This window comes from Microbulbifer harenosus (assembly GCF_005771435.1).
Taxonomy (GTDB): Bacteria; Pseudomonadota; Gammaproteobacteria; order Pseudomonadales; family Cellvibrionaceae; genus Microbulbifer; species Microbulbifer harenosus.
The window spans coordinates 21,683-42,649 of the sequence record NZ_VANI01000023.1; the positions used below are offsets into that span (position 1 = coordinate 21,683).

The 20,967-nt window shown below is 58.6% G+C and carries 13 protein-coding genes; 1 reads left to right on the forward strand and 12 read right to left on the reverse strand.

What is annotated here, in order from left to right; all coding sequences use genetic code 11:
* Positions 1-63: 63 nt before the first annotated feature.
* From FDY93_RS18180 to FDY93_RS18235, 12 genes are all read right to left on the reverse strand, one after another.
* Positions 64-2,634: a glycoside hydrolase family 3 protein gene (locus FDY93_RS18180; RefSeq protein WP_138237180.1), complete on the reverse strand. Its 2,571-nt coding sequence runs from the start codon at positions 2,632-2,634 to the stop codon at positions 64-66.
* Positions 2,635-2,859: 225 nt separating this feature from the next.
* Complete coding sequence (locus FDY93_RS18185; RefSeq protein ID WP_138237181.1) at positions 2,860-4,389, reverse strand: glycoside hydrolase family 16 protein; 1,530 nt, start codon at positions 4,387-4,389, stop codon at positions 2,860-2,862.
* 182 nt (positions 4,390-4,571) lie between these two features.
* Positions 4,572-7,373 carry a di-heme oxidoredictase family protein gene (locus FDY93_RS18190; RefSeq protein WP_246068641.1) on the reverse strand — a complete coding sequence of 934 codons (2,802 nt, stop codon included), beginning with the start codon at positions 7,371-7,373 and terminating at the stop codon, positions 4,572-4,574.
* 183 nt (positions 7,374-7,556) lie between these two features.
* Entirely contained in the window at positions 7,557-8,252 is a 696-nt protein-coding gene (locus FDY93_RS18195) for a DUF6445 family protein (protein WP_138237182.1), read from the reverse strand.
* Complete coding sequence (locus FDY93_RS18200) at positions 8,249-9,742, reverse strand: tryptophan halogenase family protein (RefSeq protein ID WP_220446243.1); 1,494 nt, start codon at positions 9,740-9,742, stop codon at positions 8,249-8,251. The genes FDY93_RS18195 and FDY93_RS18200 overlap by 4 nt, the downstream gene beginning before the upstream one ends.
* Positions 9,743-9,765: 23 nt before the next feature.
* On the reverse strand, positions 9,766-10,806 hold the full coding sequence (locus FDY93_RS18205) for a cupin-like domain-containing protein (protein ID WP_138237183.1): 1,041 nt from the start codon (positions 10,804-10,806) through the stop codon (positions 9,766-9,768).
* A gap of 21 nt (positions 10,807-10,827) precedes the next feature.
* Entirely contained in the window at positions 10,828-11,565 is a 738-nt protein-coding gene (locus FDY93_RS18210) for a SapC family protein (RefSeq protein ID WP_138237184.1), read from the reverse strand.
* Positions 11,566-11,686: 121 nt separating this feature from the next.
* The gene (locus FDY93_RS18215) at positions 11,687-14,686 is read right to left on the reverse strand and encodes a TonB-dependent receptor (RefSeq protein ID WP_138237185.1); all 3,000 of its coding nucleotides are present in this window, start codon (positions 14,684-14,686) and stop codon (positions 11,687-11,689) included.
* 400 nt (positions 14,687-15,086) lie between these two features.
* Positions 15,087-15,845, reverse strand: a complete 759-nt coding sequence (locus FDY93_RS18220) for a sugar phosphate isomerase/epimerase family protein (protein ID WP_138237186.1) — start codon at positions 15,843-15,845, stop codon at positions 15,087-15,089.
* Between the two features lie 124 nt (positions 15,846-15,969).
* A complete protein-coding gene (locus FDY93_RS18225) occupies positions 15,970-16,923 on the reverse strand; it encodes a sugar ABC transporter permease (RefSeq protein WP_246068642.1) in 954 nt (317 codons plus the stop codon).
* A complete protein-coding gene (locus FDY93_RS18230) occupies positions 16,920-19,193 on the reverse strand; it encodes an extracellular solute-binding protein (RefSeq protein WP_171019036.1) in 2,274 nt (757 codons plus the stop codon). Before FDY93_RS18230 ends, FDY93_RS18225 begins: the two co-directional genes overlap by 4 nt.
* A 41-nt stretch (positions 19,194-19,234) precedes the next feature.
* Positions 19,235-20,332, reverse strand: coding sequence for an ABC transporter ATP-binding protein (locus FDY93_RS18235; protein WP_138237188.1), 1,098 nt, complete (start codon positions 20,330-20,332; stop codon positions 19,235-19,237).
* Between the two features lie 259 nt (positions 20,333-20,591).
* Between FDY93_RS18235 and FDY93_RS18240 the strand changes: the two genes are divergently transcribed.
* A complete protein-coding gene (locus FDY93_RS18240; RefSeq protein ID WP_138237189.1) occupies positions 20,592-20,873 on the forward strand; it encodes a hypothetical protein in 282 nt (93 codons plus the stop codon).
* Positions 20,874-20,967 lie beyond the last annotated feature (94 nt).

Sequence of the window (20,967 nt, forward strand, 5' to 3'; positions counted from 1 at the left end):
GAATCGCGGCTGCCGCACAGGGATCCGTTGCGGCAGCCGGGGATGTCAGGTTAGAGGGTCTGCTCAGCCACAGTGGATATCCGCATCCACCCCAGATTCGGCTTTGGAGGCGATATGGATATTATGCACGGTCATATCCAGCGCGCCCGCAGTGCGCACATAGAACGGCGAAAGCACCATATCCAGTTTCGCGCCGGCTTCCGCCAGGCACTGCAGATCTACCGCGACGGTTTTCCACTCGCCCGGCGTAGCGCCCTTGAGCAGTTCGGTGATGGACTGCTCGGCACCGCAATCCGTACCGCAATTCATGCCGAGGCTTACCGCAGCGCTCGGTGCAGCATCCACTTTCACATCAAACACCAGTGCGCCCTGCTTGCCGAGATAGCTGGTGAGATCGGTGCGGCTATTGGCGAAGAGGCCGACCATGGCACTGCCCTCACCGCTCCACCGCAGGCGACGGCTGTCTTCCTGTACCTTGCGATCCACGGATTGCACGCTGATGCCGGAAAGTTTCGCCACGCTGCTGGAAATCGTCGACAGATTGTTCGCCGTATCCATCACCTGGAAGCTCCAGGGGTCCAGTGCGCGGCCATTGAATACCGCCAGCGCCTCTGCGCTGTCGGACACTTTCAGGCCGCTCTGCTCGGAGAGCGCGGCAATTTCAACAGTGTCTCCATAGGTAAGGCCATAGCCGAAATTGAACTGGGCCAGCGCCTCGTTTTCTCCGGGGTTGCGCACAGTGGGCTGCGCATCGTTCGGCCAGGAGAAGGTGAGCTTGCCTTTGAAGTCGTGGTTCACCTCGCCCTCGGCGTTGCGGAAAATCACATCCGCCACACCGGCGCCTTCGCTGCCCGGCTGCCAGATGGCCACAAAGGCATCGGAGGCATTTATCTCCGGATTCACCCACAGCGGGCGACCGGTGATAAACAGGGCAACCACCGGAATATCCTGCGCACGCAATTTCTGCAGCAGCGCCAGATCCGCATCGCCCTTGTAATCCAGATTCGACACATCGCCCTGCATTTCCGCGTAGGGGTCTTCACCGAACACCACGATGGCCACGTCCGGCTTCTGCTCAAAGCTGCCATCCACGGACAGCTCGGCGGTACCGCCCGCTGCTTCCACCACTTCGGCAATGCCGCCATACACGGAGGTAGCGCCGGGGAAATCGCTATTCTGGTTGCCGGTACCCTGCCAGGTAATACTCCAGCCACCCGCCTGCTTGCCAATATTGTCGGCACCGTCACCAGCGACAAGCACGCGCTGATTGCGCACAAGTGGCAGCAGATTGCCGTTGTTTTTCAGCAGCACCAGAGATTCACGCACCGCCTGGCGGGCAACGGCGCGATGTTCCGGCGCCCCGATCAGGGATTCATCGGCGGCAAACGCGCGTTCGGATGGCGCGCCCGCTTCAAACAGACCCGCGCGGATTTTTACCCGCAGGATGCGGCGTACCGCATCGTCGAGGCGCTCTGCGGGAATCTCGCCGCTTTTCGCCTGGGCCACGGTGTTCTTGTACAGTTCCTTCCAGCTCGGGTCCGGCGCCATGAACATGTCGAGACCGGCGTTGATGGACTGCGGGCAGCTCACGTTGCTGCAACCATTCACAAACTGATGACCCGCCCAGTCGCCAACGATGAAGCCGTCAAAGCCGAGGCGGTCTTTCAATACGTCGGTCATCAGGTATTTATGGCCGTGCATCTTCTCGCCGTTCCAGCTGCTGAACGAGGCCATGACCGTCTGCACACCGGCTTCGATCGCCGAGAAGTAACCCTGGGCGTGCAGGCGTACCAGCTCTTCTTCGCTGATGACCGCGTCGCCGCGGTCAATGCCGTTCAGCGTGCCGCCGTCTGCCAGGTAGTGCTTGGCGGTGGCGATAACATGTTTGGCCTGCAGCAGGTCTTCGGCATCCGGGTTGCCCTGCATCCCGCCCACCATCTCGCCACCGTAGGCGCGGACCAGTTCGGGATCTTCCGAATAGGATTCGTAAGTCCGGCCCCAACGGTCGTCGCGCACCACCGCAAGGGTCGGAGCAAAAACCCAGTCAATGCCCGTCGCGCGGACTTCCGCCGCGGTGGCGGCGCCGATCTTGCGCATCAGTTCCGGATTGTGCGCCGCCCCAAGAGCGATATTGTGCGGGAACAGGGTCGCACCGATCACGTTATTGTGACCGTGCACCGCGTCGGTACCCCAGATCATGGGGATAGCGACGCCGCCGTCGCTGGTATCCACGGATGCGTGGTAATAGGCATCTGCCAGCGCCACCCATTCGGCCACGCTCGCGTGCTTGTTGTTATTGGGGAAGGAGCCGCCGCCGTTCAGGATTGAGCCGATGTGGTACTGCTTCACATCCTCTGGGGTGGCGGAACGGATTTCCACCTGGATCATCTGGCCAACTTTTTCCTCGATGGACATTTTGGCCAGAAGCGTGTCGATGCGGGCTTCAACCGCGGGGTCGCGGGCAATGCCGCTGGTCAGTTGCGGCCAGTGGGCGCTCACACCTGTGCTGCTGTCGGAACTGCTGGACGACGGTGCGCCGGCCATCTTCTGAGTACTGTTCTGTTCCGAGCACCCCGCGAGTCCACCGCCCGCTATCAGACCGGAGATGATCCCCAGCAAAATTCGCTTTTTCATTGCCGCAAAACTCCCATTCATGTTCGCTATTTATTCTTTGCGTCATCAAGTGACCTTCTGCCGCCGATCAGTCCCATCCAGTGGGCCCGAGCACCCGGCTTTTCCAGCCTCCGTTGTACGGCCTGTGCGAAAGACGGTCGTCCCACTTCCCCCAGCCGGCGCAAAATGGCGCAAACCACCTTGCCACCGCGCCTATCGGGAAAATGGGACATTCCGGGAAGCGTGTTATTTGGTGAGTTTCACATTATCCAGCTGCAGCACCGCCCCCATCTGGTTGTCCCACCCGGGGGAGATGACGAAAGGGGTATTCACGCTCGCGGTGTTGAGCCCCATGTCCGCCAGCTCCTGCATCGGAATCTGGAAGTGGGTCCACTGATCCACCGCGGGCATATCCAGCGGGTAATCGCCGGAGGAACAGGGGTGGCCACAGTCTGCGCGGAAAGTGAGCGATGCGGAGCCGGCATCACCCGGCTCCGCCAGAACCCGCAGGTCAAACTCCACGTAGGTGTAATCGCTCAGGTCGTAGCTGTCGGTGGACTGGAAAAAGCCGATGCCCTGATCGGTGTTCCAGGTGATCTGGCCAACATCGCCGTAGTCACCACCGGTATCCACCACCTCAAAGTCCACAGTGCCGAAGGCGGTCCAGGTGAGCCACTGGTAGGGGGCTTTGACCTCGCCGTCAAAAACGGTCGTTTCCTCGCCGTCCGGCGCCGCGGGTGGCGTGGTACCCGGGTTCAGCACGAATTCGCCATCGGTACTGGCGCAGCCCTTGCCGGTGTCGAAATCCTCGCTGCACTGGTACACGCGCACGTAGTCGATCACGAATTCCTGCGGAAACGCGCTCTCGTCGATGCCGGTGTCGTTGACGCTCGCCGGCCAGTTGCCGCCCACCGCCAGGTTGAGAATCAGGTGGAAGCTCTCGTCAAACGGCGCATTGGCATTATCCAGATCGGCGCTGGTGTACCAGCCGTCTTTGGTCTGGGTAGCGTAGTGGTCGCCGTCCACATACCAGCGGATCTCGCCCTCTTCCCACTCCACCGCGTAGGTGTGGAAATCGTCCGCCGGGTTCAGGCCCCCGGGAATCTGGTAGGCCTCGCCGGAGTACTTGTTGCCCGGCCAGGCGTCACCGTAGTGCAGGGTGCCGTGAATACGGTCCTCGCCACCCACTTTCAGGTTGACCGCCTCCAGAATGTCTATCTCCCCGGAGAGCGGCCAACTGCCGTACTTCCACTCGCTCGGCAGCATCCAGAACGCGGGCCAACTTCCCTGACCGAAGGGCAGTTTCGCGCGCATTTCAAAGCGGCCGTATTTCCAGTCGCCCATACCTTTGGTACGCAGGCGCGCGGAGGTGTAGGTACCGCTGCCGCTGGTGTCGTTCGGATCGTAATTCGGATCGTCGTCTATCTGATTGGGACCCGTGGCGTCCTCGCGGATCGCCTTGATGTGCAGCATGTCATCGGCAACCCAGGAGTTTGCCGCGGCGTCGGTGTAGCACTGGGCTTCGTTGTTGCCGCCACCGGTACAATTTTTTTCGTGGGACCATTTTTCGCTGTCGATGGCCTCGCCGGAAAACTCGTCCGCCCACACCAGGCAGTAACCGCTGTTGAGCGGATCTTCCAGGCACTGCTCCGGCCGCTCGTTCACAGGGGGATCACTGGGAATATTCACCTGGCCATCGTCATCATTGTTGCTGCCACAGGCAGTCGCGGCCACCGCCATTGCCAGCACGGAAGATCTGAACAGAATTCTGGACATCGCTGTTTCCTTATCTATTGTTTATTGTTTTCATGTTCTCTCAGTAGAGAACGCCTCTTTTAGCGCCTGCCCGCGAACAATGTCGCCCCACCTTGCCACTGTGCACAAGGTGGGCCGACGTTTTGGAGGGATAAAAAAAGGGGCGATAGAGTGATCGCCCCAAGTAGACAGGAAATCGACAGTTACAGTGAATTGAGGAACTGCAACAGGTTCTGTTTGTTGGTTGCCGACAGCGACTGATAGGCATTTTTAGCCGCCTGCCCCTCACCGCCGTGCCACAGAATGGCCTCTTCGATGGTGCGCGCGCGACCGTCGTGCAGATAACTGTGCACTGGTGTACACACTTCATTGCCCTGGCCGCCGATTGGGTTTTCCACACCACCGGTCACACAGGCGGAGAGTCCCAGGCCCCACAGCGGCGGTGTGCGCCACTCGGCACCGCTCGCTTCACCTTCGCCCAGATTGTCCGCCAGGCCCACGCCCATATCGTGCAGCAGCAGGTCTGTGTAGGGGTGGATGGTCTGATTGCGCAGTTCCGCGAGAGGGTGGAAGGCACTAGTTTGCAAGGTTGGCGTGTGGCAGTCGGCGCAGCCGATATTGGCAAACACCTGCTCGCCGCTGACCACAGCCGGGTTGTCGTAATTGCGCTGCGGGCGCACGCCCAGCAGGGAAATGTATTTGGTGAGATCCTGCAGGTGATTGTCCGCAAGTTCCGCGCCACTGCTGCCGCAATCGTTCTGGCTGCTGCCGCAATCCGGGTTGGGGAATACGGAAGTCATAACCCCCATATCCGTATTGAAAGCACGCGCCAGCTGATGGCGAACGCTGGCGGCACCCGCCTTCCAGCCAAAGCGGCCGAGACGGGTTTCGCCAGTTTCCGGATCGACCACGCGATTGACGCGACCGGAAATGCCATCGCCGTTGCTGTCACCGGCATCGGCCCGCGCGACGATGGAGGATTCCGCAATCGCTTCCAGCAATCCTATGCCCACCAGATTGGGCGCGATACGCGCGGAGAAGCGTGCGGGCGTTACGCCGGTAAAGGCGTAGTTCGGCGAACGAAGACCGTTTTGTTCCGTCCAGTAGGCAATGGAGACACTGCCCTCACTGGCCGCACCACTGCGCGCTTTGGGTTGCAACGCAGAACCGAGAAATGGATCGGGATTGCCATTGGCGTCCGCTACCTTGAAGGTCCACTTGTCCAATGGCTCGCCTACCGGTGCCGGCGCCGCGCGCCCATTGCGCTCGTGACAGCTGCCACAACTGGTGTTGATGTAGTGGGGCCCGGCGAGATTGACCATGGGCGCGAATGCGGGATTCTCCAGTGGCTTTTCGTCGTGCACACCGTCAATGGCGGAGCTGTGCAGCACCCGGCGTCCGAGCATGAACGGCTGTGCATTGTCGTAGCCGATGTTCGTCGCCATCTGCAGGAAGTGGTTATCTGTCTCCCCTGAGGTGGACGCGTGAATGGTAGTGTCGCCACCGAGCCACGCTTTCTCCGCAATTTTATAGGAATCCTTGATGCCGCCAAACGGTGTGGTGCCACCCACATCCCAGGGCACCAGTCCCTCGCCAACGATATACAGGAATGTGGTTCCGTAATAATTCGCACGGCCATTGGGCACACTGGCATCAAGGAACTGGCTGATTTCAAACTCCAGTTTGTCGCCAATCTGGATCGCGCGGTTTTCGCGGCAGTTGAAACTGCGCTCCTTGTAGTAATGGTAATTGTCCACCACGGTCATGGTGCCGTTATCGCAGTACTCGGCCACCGTACCCACACCGCGATAGAACCAGCGGTTCTCCGCTTCAGTGTCACTCAGCTTAAACTGCGTGCGGACATTCATCCGCACCGTATCACCACCCTTGGCCACTTCATCAATAATTTCAATAGAGGCAGTGCGGTCTTCCCAGTAAAAGCTCAGGTAGTGATCGTAGGCCTGGAAGTGATCTTCCTTCGCGTGGCGGTCCCGTGCGCGGTCGGAGAAGCGAGTGACCAGGGCCGTGGGCGTCTCGAAGGTGATGGCGGGCTCAAGCGCCGTACCACTGTTATAGAGCGGAACGATATTTCCGAGATCCGGATTGCCGCCGGAAGAGGAACTGCTGGAACTGCCGCTGGAGCCGCCGCTCGAGGAACTGCTGGAGCTGCCGCCACCGGAACCTCCCGAGCCGCCCGATGAAGAAGAAGATGATGATGAGGATGAAGAGGACGACGATGAAGAACCACCCTGCCCGGTGAAAGTGAACTGTATGGGATCGGTAGTTTCGCCCACGCCGGCGGTAATCTTGGTGAAATGTACTGTTACCACATCACCCGGCGACAGATTCGGAATATTGTGCGTCCAGTTGCCGCCATCCTGTGTCATGCGCACATTCAACTGGCCACCGCCATTCACCGAGTAATGCACATCCACGATATCGCCACCGCTCATGCGTGCCTGCGCAGTGGTAGCATCCAACTCCACCAGACAGCCGCTGTCGCAATTGGCAGGGGACCCGTACACACCCAGTTCCCAGATGGAATAGCCCCACTGGTTGCCGGCACTGCGGCTGATGCCCTGGATACGCACCTGCTGATAAATACCATCCACCGCTATCGTATCTGTGCGGTGGCCGAACACGCCGCCGGTCTGCGTGGACAACGTGGTCCAGTCGGTGCCGTTATTGGAGCCCCAGATTTCATAAGTATCCGGATTGGCCGCCTCCCAGAAAATCTCCACCTGATCCAGATCGTAGGGTTGGCCGAGATCCACGGCAATCCACGAAGGGTCCGTCTGCGCGGCGGAAGCCCAGCGTGTGCCGGTGTTGCCGTCGACAGCGTTGCTGGCGGGAAGATCCGCAGTGCTCGCGGTAACCGGCGCGCCGGTGGCAAGATTGGTCGACTGTGCCTGCACCGGCACACTCATCGCAGTAAATACCGCGGGCGCGAACAGGAAAACAGCGGGCGCCAACAAGGCTCCCCGCCATTGAGGGAATATACGCATCATCGTTCCTCGCTTTATTCATTATTTGTGTTTGCGAGCGTTATTGCTCTCATATCGCGAGGTTATTATTTACACTTTCCAGCTTGGCAGGCGTCCCACTTTCGAAATTTCGCCAACCTGGGGCACCACTCCCGAGCGTTAATGGAACAAACAGCGCCAGTTGTGATCAACGTCAAAAAAATTCTACGCAAATTCAAAAAAAAGATTGGCGGTCAGACGCCCGCTTTCAGGGTTGGCGTCGATGTCGGTTTCTTCATCAACCAGAATGGAATGCAGCAGATTGCCGGGGTAAATGACCATGCGATGCTGGCGATAACCTACCTGATGGAACAGTTCGAAATCGTCCCTGCTCTCTGTAACATAACCGGAAGAAGGACCCTGCTGCTTTTGCAAAAACTGCTCAGCGACTGAGAAGTAGGTACCGATACGCGACTCATCCACCCGTTCGAATCCGGTGCCTTTGTGGCGAAAAAATCCAGTGCTGCCATGAAATCCGGGGTTGAGATACAAAAGAAGGGCAAAAAAGTGCGGATTGGATGTATCGAAATGGGGAATACGCTGCAGATGCGATAACTGGTCCGGTGCACTGGCAATCAGTGAAAACATTGCACCGGTCGGCTTTAGACGCCGTTCCGGCGAAATGCCATAAAGCGAATACAGTTGGCGATAAACACCCTGCAAAATGGCAATTGCCGCTTCCTTCGGCATAGGTGCGCGCACACCGGGATAATAGGTTTTCCGATCTGGAACAAACTGCGCTCGTGCAGCTGCAGCCTGCAACGGTGCGGTAAACAGGTCGAAATCATCAAGCGTGAGTACCGGGGTCTGTTCCCGCCCTATTCGCTCAATCGTCGGCTTAAGGTGTTCAGCGACTGTCATTCCGTTCTGGCTTTACAGTAGTGGTTGATAAATTCCATATGATGCGGCCAGGTGTCCACGGTGGCCCGCACCTGGGTACGAATACCGGAGAGGAAACGAGCCAACTCGTCATTGCTCATCATGTCCACAATAGGATGATAGGTCTGCGGCATCAACCCCTGTCCAAGCAACACCTGTAGCCAGGAACTCTCACCGAACAATTCAGTGCCATTCTGGTAGACACGCCCACTCTCTTCAAACACCTGCATGCGCAGTGCGAGAGAATCGGGTATCTGCATACCACGGCAATACCGCCAGAATTCTGTGTCTTGGCGGTCGGTGAGTTTGTAGTGCAACACCACAAAATCACGCACGTTTTCCGTTTCTTCACGGATCAGTATGTTGAACTCGTCAACGTCTGCCTGAACAATGCCGTTTGATGGGAACAAGGTCATCAGCCGCACAATACTGCGCTGGATCAGGTGAATACTGGTGGACTCCAGCGGCTCGATAAACCCGGACGACAGGCCGATGGCCACGCAGTTTTTGTTCCAGTGCTGGCGGCGGGTACCGGTGCGGAAGGGAATCACCCGCGGCTGGATCAGCGCCTCGCCTTCCACATTCGCCAGCAATTGTTCGGTGGCTTGGCTTTCATTCATATAATGGCTGCAGAACACCAGACCGTTGCCAGTGCGCGATTGCAACGGAATGCGCCACTGCCAACCGGATTCCCGCGCAATGGAACGGGTAAAGGGCACCGGGTCTTCGCCTTTGCTCGTCTGCACTGCCACCGCACGATCGCAGGGCAGCCAGTGGCCCCAGTCGTCGTAACCGGTGTGCAGCGCCTGGTCAATGAGCAGCCCGCGAAAACCGGTGCAGTCGATAAACAGATCGCCTTCCAGCAATTTACCGCTGTCGAGCCTCAGCGCGTCGATATGTCCTGTATGGTGGTTCAATTGCACCTGCTCGATCTTGCCCTCAACACGCTTTGCGCCGTGTTTTTCAGCCAGAGCGCGCAGGAACTTTGCATAGAGACTGGCATCGAAATGGTAGGCGTGGGTGCGCTCGCTGCGCGGGGATACGGCGAAGCGTCCTTCCCTCGACCCCAGGTGCTCCTTGGTGTAGTCGCCGATCTGATAGTGAATACCCAGCTGCCGCCCCTTGACCCAGAAGTGGCTGAAATTGCACGCCCAGCAGTCTTTGCCGGCGGCACCGAAGGAGTGAATATAGCTATCGTCTACCGCCTTCCAGTTTTCAAACTGGATGCCCAGTTTGAAGGTGGCATTGGTATAAGACATCATTTCGCGCTCGTCGATACCGAGCAATTGATGGAAAAGATGCAAGGTGGGAATAGTGGCCTCGCCCACGCCCACAGTGCCAATGGTTTCCGACTCTACCAGGGTAATATCGAGGTTCTTTCCCAGTAGTTTGGAGAGCGCGGCCGCCGTCATCCAGCCAGCAGTGCCACCGCCGGCAATAATGACCTTGCGAATTCTTTTCTCGTCGTTCACTTCGGTTTCTCTCGGATAATTTTTTAACGCTTTAGATCGTTCTGTAGCTTGGCCCGCAACTGCATAGCGGCGTCGATTCCCAGCGGTTGCTGCAATATGCCGCGCGCACGAGGCGCGATATGATCCGCCGCGCCCTCTTCCGCATCAAAAATATAGTAATCAAACAGTGCCTTCCATGCCTTGCGTTGCGGCGCAGGCAGGTTGCGCAGGCCGAGCACCGCGTGCAAAAGTGCATTAGTGGGGCGCCCCATATAGGCTGCGGAATCCCGCCACCAATGGGTATACAAGACATTGAGAACCCCGAGACTTTCCACATGGTGCCACCACATACCGGGAATATACAGGGCATCGCCGGCATCCAGCTCAGCTACCTGAGCGTGCGCCAGCGCTTCGCGAAAGCGGGGGAATCGTTCAAAGTCCGGATTGTGAAAATCCACCAGACTTACCTCCTGTCCACCGGGGGCAAACTCCAGTGGCCCGGGATAGAGGTTGGCAATCTGCGCCGGCGGCAGCAGGGTAAAGCGACGACGGCCTGCAATGTTGCATGCGAGGTTGTTGGGGAAATCGTAATGGGCAGCCACCCGCACTCTATTGCCGAGCCACAGGGAACCAATGGGGGAAACGCTGTTCACGCCCGCATCATTGGCGGCGGCGAAGTGCGGAAACCAGTAGGACACTTCGCTGGAAGGCATATAGCGCATTGGCAGCTCCGCAGCGCCGGTGGAACTGAGGATATCTTCCAGCAGATCACCGAGTGGTACCCGGCGGCTGTCAAAATTGAAACCGCTCATGTCTTCGTTATAGAAAATCCGGCCACCGGTATCCGCACCGCCATAGCACCCGATCACCGGATTTCCGCTGTATTGTTTCAGCAGGTATTCCGACATCACCTCCGGCGATTTTTTTCCGGCTTGTACGGCGGGGAAATGGGTGCAGAAGTCACGCAGAATAACCGGGCGGGAAAAATCCGCTACAGTTTGCAGCACATCGCCAGGGGTTACCCCGCTCAACTCCAGGGTAGTGGGCAGGTTAGCGGTTTCAATAAAGGGTTTTCTCGCGGTCATCACGCTATTCCACCCTGGGGATTATTGCACGGAGAGGCGACGATTTTTTTCGTCGATCAAACGGCGCAGTTGCGACTGGGAGGCTATCGCCATGTAGATCGCCTCAAGAAAGCCGGCATTGTGCAACTCGTGCAGGTCGTCAGCACTCAATGCACGCAGGCGCTCCTCGTCGATGGTATAAAAGCCCTTGAGCTGATTACTTTCGCCATTGTTGAGCGTGACGTCCAGAGTAAAGAGCTCCAATAGGCCATGAACCTGCAGTGCTCGCACGAATTTTTCGCTCTGCTCGATGCCGTGGTGAATTGCTTCCAGCATATCCGATACGCTGTCGAGAAACGGCGAGTTTCCCCCGTATTCAAGGAACAGCGGCTCGCCTTGCTCGCGGCTGATCCTTGGGCTGTCCATGTCAATATGAATGACGCGGCGGGTTTTCTGTATACCGTCCTCGACAAAGTTCTGCCGCCCGATCAGGAAAGGCTCACGACGCACGGTGAGAGGAATGTAGGACGCGGCCCACTCCCCTTTGCCATCGCGCAGGTAGAGGTTTTCGCCAGGCCGCAAACCCAGCAGCACCAGCGGAAAAAAATTGCCACTATTGGCATCCTTCTGGAAAAAAATCGGGTATTGCCCCTGCAGTGCGCGAAATTCCAGTGGAAAGGTAAGCGCGAACCAGCTGTTGTCCCCCAACGCGGCGGAACGCTCTGTCACTACGCGCAGGTCGCGGTGCTCCACATTGTTCAGCAGTACAGCATTGGTCATATTACTTCTCTCGTCTATCGTTATTGTTCTTTTGATATAACAATCACTATTTACCAAAAAAGCCGCTGGCCCAAAGACCAGCGGCTTTCCATTGCCTTAACAAACCATCCTGTGAAGTGGTTTAGAAGGCGTAGCGGGCGCCCAATTGCCAGCGTGCGCCGCCCTGGTAGAGCCCCAGAATCTGGCTGTCGGCACGGCCGTGAACACGGATGTATTCATCGGTGACGTTGATGCCTTCCAGAAATACCTGCATCCCCTCCAGCTGTGGCAACTCGTAGCTCACATTCAGATCGATCTGACTGTAGGCTTCAGTGTACTGCGGGCTGGCGCCGGTGCTCTGGCCGCGGGAGCTCAAGAACTCGTCGCGCCAGTTGTAGGCGATACGCGCCTGGAAGCCATTCTTGTCATAGAAGCCTACGAGGTTGGCGGAGTCGCTGAGGCCAACCATGGATTCCTGGTCCACCAACAGGAAGGGATCATATTCCAGCTCTGAGTCAACCAGGGTGTAGTTCGCCTGTAAACCGAAGCCCGACTCGCCAAACATATGCTGCACTGCCAGTTCAACACCGTCGATGGTGTTGTCGACATCGCCATTTACCGGTGTATCCACGCGAAAAATCATATCGGGATCGGTATCTGGATTACCGGCAATAGCGATCTTGCTTGGATCGATACTGCCGTCCTCAAGATAGCCAACGGTTACAAATGGGCTATCCGCATAGTTCTCCGCGATATACATACGGATTTGATCCGCCGTATTAAAGCCGGCAGCACGAGCCTCAGCGGCAAGAGCACCTTCAACCGGGTTAGGGATATTGAAAACATTTTTATCGGTCTTGTCCGTACTAATAAAGTTGGATACTTCCTTACGGAACAGACCTGCAGACACGTAGCTGGTGTCACCGTAGTACCACTCAAGCGACAGGTCAAAGTTAAGCGATTCGAATGGCAATAGGGCCGGGTTACCGGTAGAGCCGCCACCAATACCATTCGCTGCAACGGTACCAACAGTTGTACCACCCTTGATGTCGTTATATCCCGGGCGGGTAATCGCTTCACTCACGGCCGCGCGCGCCACCAGATCTTCGGTTACGTCCAATTTGAACGCAATGCTCGGTAAGACGTAGTCGTAATCACCTTTTTCACGCAGATATTCCTGCGAGCCATCACCGGTAACAGAGACTTCGTTGTTGGAGGTCCAGATAGCGCCATTGTAGGACGGCACTACAGACACGGAATCAACATCCGTCTGCTCATAGCGAAGGCCAGCATTCACTTGATAAGGCATACTGAACATTTCGGAACTGAAATTGTACTGTGCGTAAACTGCAGTAGAAATCTCAGTAGTGGTGCGGTCGGTGTCAGAGGCGTAGTCGGTTGAGGCACAGAATGCGGTACCACAATCACCCATGCGATTACTGTTGATCAGGTCAGTCGGATCGTTGCTGTACAACTCTTCGGCCAGAGCGCGTACTGCTTCGAAATTCCATGTGTAATAGGTATCCAGCGGCTGCAGACCGCCGAGCTCAGAGAAATCGCCCCAGGACATATCGAACTGGTCGGAGATGCTGTGCGCAGTGAACAGATCGTCGGGCAAGTCTTCTGGGCCGCCGGCACCACCCCAGGAGTTGCGCTGTACAAACGCAGACTGCGAGCGGTTGGTTACCTCCTGGCGAGAGATACCGAAGTCGATATCGCTATTCTCGTTCAGCTCGAAGTTACCACCAAAGCGGAACTGGTCGATCTCGGAATGATCTTTACTGTTGGTGAATACGGATCCGGTAACTTCAATGTCTGAAGCCTTGATGCCATCGTCCGTGTAGACATGAATAGCCGGCAGATCTTCGGTGTAATCCACACTGCTGCCGTTGCGCACCATGGCTGCCAGGGTGAACGTATTGTCGGTCCCCCAGGGGCTGTCCGGACGGCGCTCGGCCTCGGAATGCTGGCCGTCAAAGAACAGGCTCAGACGGTCATTGACCTGCCAGTCCAGATTGATACCGAACATATCACCTTCGTGAATCTCGGCGGTACTACCACTTCCCATAGCCACATCACTGGGGCTGCCGTAGAACTCAGAGAAGATTAGCGGAGAAGATATGGGGCCGTCACTCCAAATACCCTGCTGCTGCCCCGGCTGCCATCCGTGATATACAGAGATATCGTTGAACTGCTTGGCAATCTTGTTCTGGTAGTAATTGTAATCAACGGTCGCTGTCAAATCGTCGGTCGGCGCCCATTGCAATACCAGCTGGCCGTTGGTGCGCTTGCGCTGCTGTTCTTCAAATTTGTAGGCAGTGTTCTGGGGGGAAGAATAAATATCTCCCTCGCCAGGACGGTTGACTTGGTTTTCCTGCGGCACGCCGCCCCAAGAGTCGTTGCCGCCGCCCCAGGTGTTGTCATTCTGGCCGGGTACTGCAGACCAGCCGCCTGGTACCGTTGCCTGAGAACTGCCGCTCTCGCGCTCCTGCACAGAGCCGGAGATGGCCACACCAAACTTGCCATCGGCAAAGGTGTCGGAGTAGAAGCCACTGTACTCGGGGGTGATGCTTGCATCGTCGGAGGACTCGTCCATCACACCTTTAACCGCGAAGCGCATGGTGCGCTCGGGGGTGTTCAATGGACGCGCCGTCAGCAGATTGATGGTGGCGCCCATACCGCCAGACGGCAGGGTGGCGTCGCTGGTTTTGGCCACTTCCACACCGGTAACCATATCGGAGGCGATATTCTGGAAGTCGAAAGAACGGCCCCCGGTGGTGCGGGCCAGCTGACGACCATTCAGGGTCACTAAGTTGAAATCGGGGCCCAGACCGCGCACGGTGATCTTGCTACCTTCACCATTCACACGGTCGATAGACACACCGGAAATACGCTGCATCGACTCCGCGAGGTTGGTATCTGGGAACTTGCCGATGTCTTCTGCGGAAATAGCGTCGACGATACCTTTGGCGTCGCGCTTCACATCCATGGATTTTTCGAGGCTGCCGCGGATGCCGAGCACCACTACCTCTTCCAGTGCTGCATCCTGTTCGCTCTGTGCGTAGGCGGCGCCGCTGACGCCGGCCAGGGTGGCGATGGCCACCGCGATGGAATTCTTCTTGAATCCGGTCATTCTGTTCATGGAGTTGTCTCCCCCATCGTCACGTCATTTTCGTTATTGGTTTCGCCGGGGATCGGGTACCTCGAGACCACGCAAGAATAACCCGATCTGGCTCGAGGCTATACTCCCGCCACGTCCCAATATGAGTCGTCCCACCTTGCAGTAACGGCAAAAAATGAACTATCCCACCTTGAATCCTGCAAAGCGGGAACGAAAAAACACTTAAATATCAGACAGTTACAGAACTGGCGCAATTTTGCACCGCAAGCGAGCGCACCGCTGCCCACAATGGTGCGGCGGTGGAAAAAAGTGGGGCCACGGCCGTGGCACGACAGAATGACTTGTTAGACAGGGACAGACCGGCCGGTCTCATTTATCTGCGGTGGGAAGACTGATATTGGGGGGATCCGCGAAATTACTCTCAACCCCAGCGTTTTAGTGCGCGCAGGCTGCGCTGGATACTGTCGTGAGGTGCAACCGCATCGTCGCGCTCCACGAAGGCATATTCCAGCCCCGCCGGTGCGGCATGACTGAGCAGCGCAGGGAAATCGATCACGCCCTGCCCCACATCCGCCATGCCGCCCTGGGTATCCGCATCCTTCAAGTGCCACAGCGGGAAGCGGCCGGGATAACGGGCAAAGTACGACGCAGGCTGCTGCCCGGCCTTGTGCATCCAGTACAGGTCCATTTCGAAATACACCGTTGCCGGGTCGGTGTTATCCAGTAACAGCTGGTATGGAACAAAACCGCCGGTTTCCTCGAATTCGAAGTCGTGGTTGTGGTAGGCAAGGCGCAACCCGGCGTCGCGGCACTGGCGACCCCAATCATTCAGGTTCTGCACCAGCTTGCGGTAGTCGCTGGCACTGCGCCGGCTCTGCTCCAGCCAGGCCAGCACCACATATTGGCTGCCGAGCGCTTTGGCCTCGGCGATCACTGCGGAGAAGTCCGACTCCATCTGCTCCAGCGGGAAGTGGCTTGCCGGTGCGCGCAGGCCGCTGCGCTCCAGCAGGTTGCGAACGTCTGCGGCGCTGTGACCGTAAAATCCGGCAAGTTCCACGGTGCGGTAGCCGGCATCGGCCACCTTCGCCAAGGTTGCAGGTACGCTTTCTTCCATCTGGTTGCGCAGTGTGTACAACTGCACGCCGTGTAACTCCGGCTCGGCCGCCGCAATCGTGGACATGGTCGCTCCGCTACCGATCAATACCGCCAGCGCACATTTCAGCAGCGCACGGGCCGGGGAAAAAAGGGATATTCATTAGGCAGGTTTTCTCTTGAGGATCATCTTCGTGCGCTCCTCACCGGCTCTAGCCTTTCACAGCTCCCGCGGACAGGCCCGACACCAGAAAACGCTGTAACCAAAGAAACAGGAGCATAACCGGTAGCGATACCAGAATGGAACCGGCGGCAAAGAAGCCCCACTCGGAGGCGTAGTCGCTGACGAAGAAACGCAGCCCCACCGGCACGGTATAGCGGGATTCCTCATCCATGAAGATGGAAGCGAGGATAAATTCATTCCAGGCGGTCATGAACGCAAACAGCCCGGTAACGGCGATGGCCGGGCGCGCCAACGGCAGAATGATACGGGTGAAAATGGTCCAGCGGCTGGCGCCCTCCAACAATGCGGACTCCTCAATTTCAAAGGGCAGCGTGTCGAAATAGCCCTTCAGCATCCAAACACAGAACGGCAGCGCGGTAATGGAATACACCAGGATCAACCCAAGCCAGGAGTTGCCGAGCCCCAGCCACTGCACCACGATCACATATAGCGGAATCAGCATCAGCACCGCGGGAAACATCTGCGAGATCAGAAACAGCAGCATGCCGCGCGCGCGGCCGGGGAAACGGAAGCGGGAAAACGCATAGGCGGCAGTACAGCTCAGCGACAGGCCGACGATGGTGGTGGCGAAAGCCACAATCAGGCTGTTGCCGAGCCAGCGCAGAAATGGCTGCTCGGTGAGTACCGCGCGAAAATTGGCCAGAGACCAATGCTCCGGCAACGGGATCAGGACCATCAACTGCTGTGCGATTCCGGCATCTTCGGGCAGGCGCACCAGGGTCAGGGATTGCTGGCCGGAAAACGCTAGGCTCACCACCCACAGCAGCGGGTAGACCACAATCAGGGACGAGAGCACCAGCAGGGCGAAGCGCCAACTGAATATGTCACGGGCAATTCGTGTAGGAGCCTGCTTGCAGGCGAACCTGGCCCGCTGCCAAAGTCGTTCGCCTGCAAGCAGGCTCCTACGAATGGAAGAGCTCATCGGGTTGCCTCCAGCGTACGGCTCACCCGCATCTGCCACATGGCGTAACAGAACAGCAGCGCCAGGATCACCATGGAATAGGCCGCAGCGTAGGCGTACTGGTACTTCTCAAAGCCGATGCGGAACGCCTTGGTGATCAGGATATCGTTGGCTCCCGCCGGCGCACCGTCGCTTACCAGGTAGATGACGTTGAACATGTTGAACGTCCACACCACCGACAGGATCACCGCCGGGATCAGCACCGGTTTCAGCAGCGGCAGGGTGATGGTGCGGAACTGGAACCAGCGCCCGGCACCCTCCACTCTGGCGACTTCGTACAGTTCCCGCGGGATCGACTGCAGGCCACCCAGGATAACCACCATCATGAACGGAATACTCAACCACACATTGGTCACCAGCCCGGTAAAAAAGCTCGCGCCGATTGAGTCGAACCAGGCCACCGGTGCCATACCCAGTACCTGTAGCCCCTGGTTGATAGCCCCGAACTGAGGGTGAAACATGCCCTTCCACACCAGTGCGGTGATGTAGTTGGGGATAGCCCAGGGCAGGATCAGGATCAGGCGGAACCAGGCGCGACCGAAGATGGGCTTGTCCAGCGCCAGTGCCAGTATCAGCGCGAGGCCCACCGCCAAAGTGACATTGCTCACGGTCCACAGGATCGTGATCAGCAGGGTCCAGTAGAAATTATCGAAGTCGAGGCTGCGCTCGCTGCCCTGCCCCCGCCACAAATGAAAGTCCCCGAGTATCGCCGCGTAATTGTCGAGCCCTATTAATCGCGACCACAGCGGGGTGTGCTCGTTGAACACGGTGGTATCGGTAAACGACAGCAGCAGACCGTACAGCAGCGGGAACAACACCAGCACCAGCATGCCCAGTATGGCCGGCAGGATATATAGGTAGGCGGTGCGGTGGGTGCGCCAACCCGCGGCCAGTTGCGCCCTGTAGCGACGCCACAGTAACCACGCCGCCAGTGCCAGGGCAGCGGGCAATAGCCACAGCCAGGCCGGCATCTGTGCCCGGTGCTCGCCGCGGGCGCGAGAGCGTTCCAGGCGCGCCAGATCCGCGCTCAGGCTGCGCTGCAGCTGGCGCATCTCCGCTTCCGGCTGCGCCGCGCCCTTCACCACTTTTTTCAGGACATTTTCCAGCGGTACCCACAACAGAGTCATGGCCGGCAGGTTGGGAATGGGTACCGTCGCTTCCAGCTGACGACGAAATGCCATGGCCGTCTCGTCGGTGGCGATACTCGGGTGTTCGAAGGCACTGATATTCGCCGGCAGCTGCCCGCCCTCAATCGCCATTTTTTCCGCGGACTGACGGCTGGTGAGGTAATCCATCACTGCCACCGCGGCCGCGGGATGCTCAGACCAGGGAGACAGGAACAACCCCTCCACCGCCACCCAGGGCGCCAGCGGCAAGCCGCTCTCGCTGTTGACGGGCAGCGGCACCACCCGGTAATTCACGCCCGGGGCAATTTCCCCCAGCATCCACGGGCCGCTGATCACCATGGCCGCACGGCCCTGGTTGAACAGGCTGGTGACCAGGGTACTGCTGGGCTCCTCCGGCAGGATGCGATCTTGCCGCGCCCAGCGCGCGAGCATTTCCACGGAGGCGATGTTGGCGCTGTTGGCGAGATCCAGATTGCCGCCGCGATCAAACGGGCCGCGGCCAAAGCTGTTCATCAGGGCGCCGTGAAAGAAAGGCTCGGTGTAGCTGTAGGCGAGGCCGAAGCGCCCCGCCTTGCGGTCGGTGTGGCGGCGGGCCTCGGCCACCATGGCGTCGGTTGTGGCGGGGGCGGCCTGTACCAGATCGGTGTTGAGGATCAGCGCCGGGCTCTTGAATGCGAGAGGCAGGCCGTAGAGCTCGCCGCCGAAAGTCATGGCTTCGATCAGGTTTGGCGGAAAGCGGCCGAGTAAGTGCTCACCGACATAGCGATCTATGGGCGCCACTGTGTGCCCGGCGCTGGCCCAGCCCCCGAGGCGGTCGTGGGCAAACACGAACAGATCCGGCCCCTGTCCGCGGGGCAGTGCGGCGGAGAGTTTGTCGGCATAACCGCCGAAGGGCACCGCGAGCGCCTTGACCTGAACATCGCTCTGGCTGCGGTTGTAGTCCTCGATCAGTTGCTCGAAGGCAGCGCGCTCGGCGCCGCGATAGCCGTGCCAGAGGTTCAGGGTTTCGGCGGCAAGGACCTTGCCGGAGAAAAAGATCAGAAGGCAGAGCAGTGCTTGTAGGAGCCTGCCTGCAGGCGAACACCGCGGTTTCGATCTAGCCACGCTTTCGCCAGCAAGCTGGCTCCTACAAATCGGGGCGATGATCACGCGCCGACTCCGGCGCGGGCGCCATCGCGGTGAATGCGCTGCTGGCTCGCGGCGTCAAACAGGTACACCGCCGCGGGGTCGAATGCCAGTTCCAGCACATCGCCGAGAGTGAACACCCGCAAACCCGGCAGCCGCGCTATCACCTGGTCCGCACCCGCGCGCAGATGCACCAGCATCTCGGCGCCCAGGCTCTCCACCAGTTCGATTTCCCCGCGGAGCCGCGGCCAGTGGGCGGGGGCGCTGGCCGCGTACACCAGCTTCTCGGGGCGCAGCCCCAGCAGCAGATGCTGTTGCAGCCCCCGCAGTTTCGGGCGCGGCAGGGTAAGAAGGTCGCAAACCAACTGCACCCCGTCGTCTTCTACCCGCACCAGGTTCATCGGCGGCGACCCCATAAAACCGGCGACGAAGGTGTTGTCCGGATCGTTGTACAGTTCCAGCGGGGTGCCCACTTGCTGGAGTACACCGCGGTCGAGGATGGCGATGCGCGAGCCGAGAGTCATGGCTTCCACCTGATCGTGGGTGACATACACGGAGGTGGTGCCCAACTGGCGATGCAGGCGGTGGATCACACCGCGCATTTGCACACGCAGTTCCGCATCCAGGTTGGACAGCGGCTCGTCGAACAAAAATACCTGCGGGTCCCGCACCATGGCGCGGCCCAGTGCCACCCGCTGGCACTGGCCACCGGAGAGCTGCCCCGGCTTGCGTTCAAGCAGCTCCGAGAGGCCAAGCGTCGCCGCCGCATCGCGCACCCGCCGCTCGATACCGAGCTTGGGAAAATCGCGCACCCGCAGGCCAAAAGCCATGTTCTCGAACACGCTCATATGGGGGTAGAGGGCGTAATTCTGAAACACCATGGCAATATCCCGATCCCTCGGCGGTAAATCATTTGCCCGGTGACCGCCAATCAGCAGATCGCCGGCGGAAATGGATTCGAGCCCCGCGATCATACGCAGAATGGTGGATTTACCGCAGCCTGACGGCCCTACCAGCACCATGAATTCGCCATCGCGAATTTCCAGGTCCAGCTGTGGCACTGTCGCAGGACCATTGCCATAGCATTTACTAACTCCCCTCAATTCAATTACGGCCACAGGGACATGTCTCTCTTCATTCAAACCGCTCCGTTCTTATTATTGCTTTGATGACCTCGCACATCAGAGGATACCCTGCGAACATCCATTAAGCACATGCGGCATAGGCAACGCTGGCCGAGCACAGAAGCCTCGAAAATGTGCAAACATGCGTCGGATTTCCCTCCATATACTTCATTTCCTTCCTCCTGTACTAGATTTAACGGGCGCAGCAGTACCGTGCATTCGCAGTCAATAAGTACGCTAAGGACAAAGAAACATGCGCCTGGCCCCCTTCGCCACCCTGGCCGCCTTCGGCCTGACCCTGTCCGCCTGTGCGGTAAAACCCACTGCCATGGACGACGCCAGTATTGATTTGCGGGCCAGCAGCGACTGGCAGACCGCGTTTGGTAATCAGCAGCCAGTCACCGGTCCCATCGACCTGAACGAGGCTATCGCCCGCGAACTGAGTGAAGCGCATGTTTCACCGCTGCTCGCCGCGCTGGCGGCGCTCAGTCGCGAAGAGCACGAACAACCGCCACTGCACAAATCGGCAGACTGACGCACAGGTCCGACGGCACAATATGTCAAAAGCCTGGTTCATTTGGTCAAGCACCACCGCGGCGGATACTGCCGGGGTGGTGGTTTCCGGTATC

Coding starts and splice junctions, on each gene's coding strand:
- FDY93_RS18180 (WP_138237180.1), bottom strand. CDS start 2,634: ATGAAAAAGCGAATTTTGCTGGGGATCATCTCCGGTCTGATAGCGGGC.
- FDY93_RS18185 (WP_138237181.1), bottom strand. CDS start 4,389: ATGTCCAGAATTCTGTTCAGATCTTCCGTGCTGGCAATGGCGGTGGCC.
- FDY93_RS18190 (WP_246068641.1), bottom strand. CDS start 7,373: ATGCGTATATTCCCTCAATGGCGGGGAGCCTTGTTGGCGCCCGCTGTT.
- FDY93_RS18195 (WP_138237182.1), bottom strand. CDS start 8,252: ATGACAGTCGCTGAACACCTTAAGCCGACGATTGAGCGAATAGGGCGG.
- FDY93_RS18205 (WP_138237183.1), bottom strand. CDS start 10,806: ATGACCGCGAGAAAACCCTTTATTGAAACCGCTAACCTGCCCACTACC.
- FDY93_RS18210 (WP_138237184.1), bottom strand. CDS start 11,565: ATGACCAATGCTGTACTGCTGAACAATGTGGAGCACCGCGACCTGCGC.
- FDY93_RS18215 (WP_138237185.1), bottom strand. CDS start 14,686: ATGAACAGAATGACCGGATTCAAGAAGAATTCCATCGCGGTGGCCATC.
- FDY93_RS18220 (WP_138237186.1), bottom strand. CDS start 15,845: ATGTCCACGATTGCGGCGGCCGAGCCGGAGTTACACGGCGTGCAGTTG.
- FDY93_RS18225 (WP_246068642.1), bottom strand. CDS start 16,923: ATGAGCTCTTCCATTCGTAGGAGCCTGCTTGCAGGCGAACGACTTTGG.
- FDY93_RS18240 (WP_138237189.1), top strand. CDS start 20,592: ATGCGCCTGGCCCCCTTCGCCACCCTGGCCGCCTTCGGCCTGACCCTG.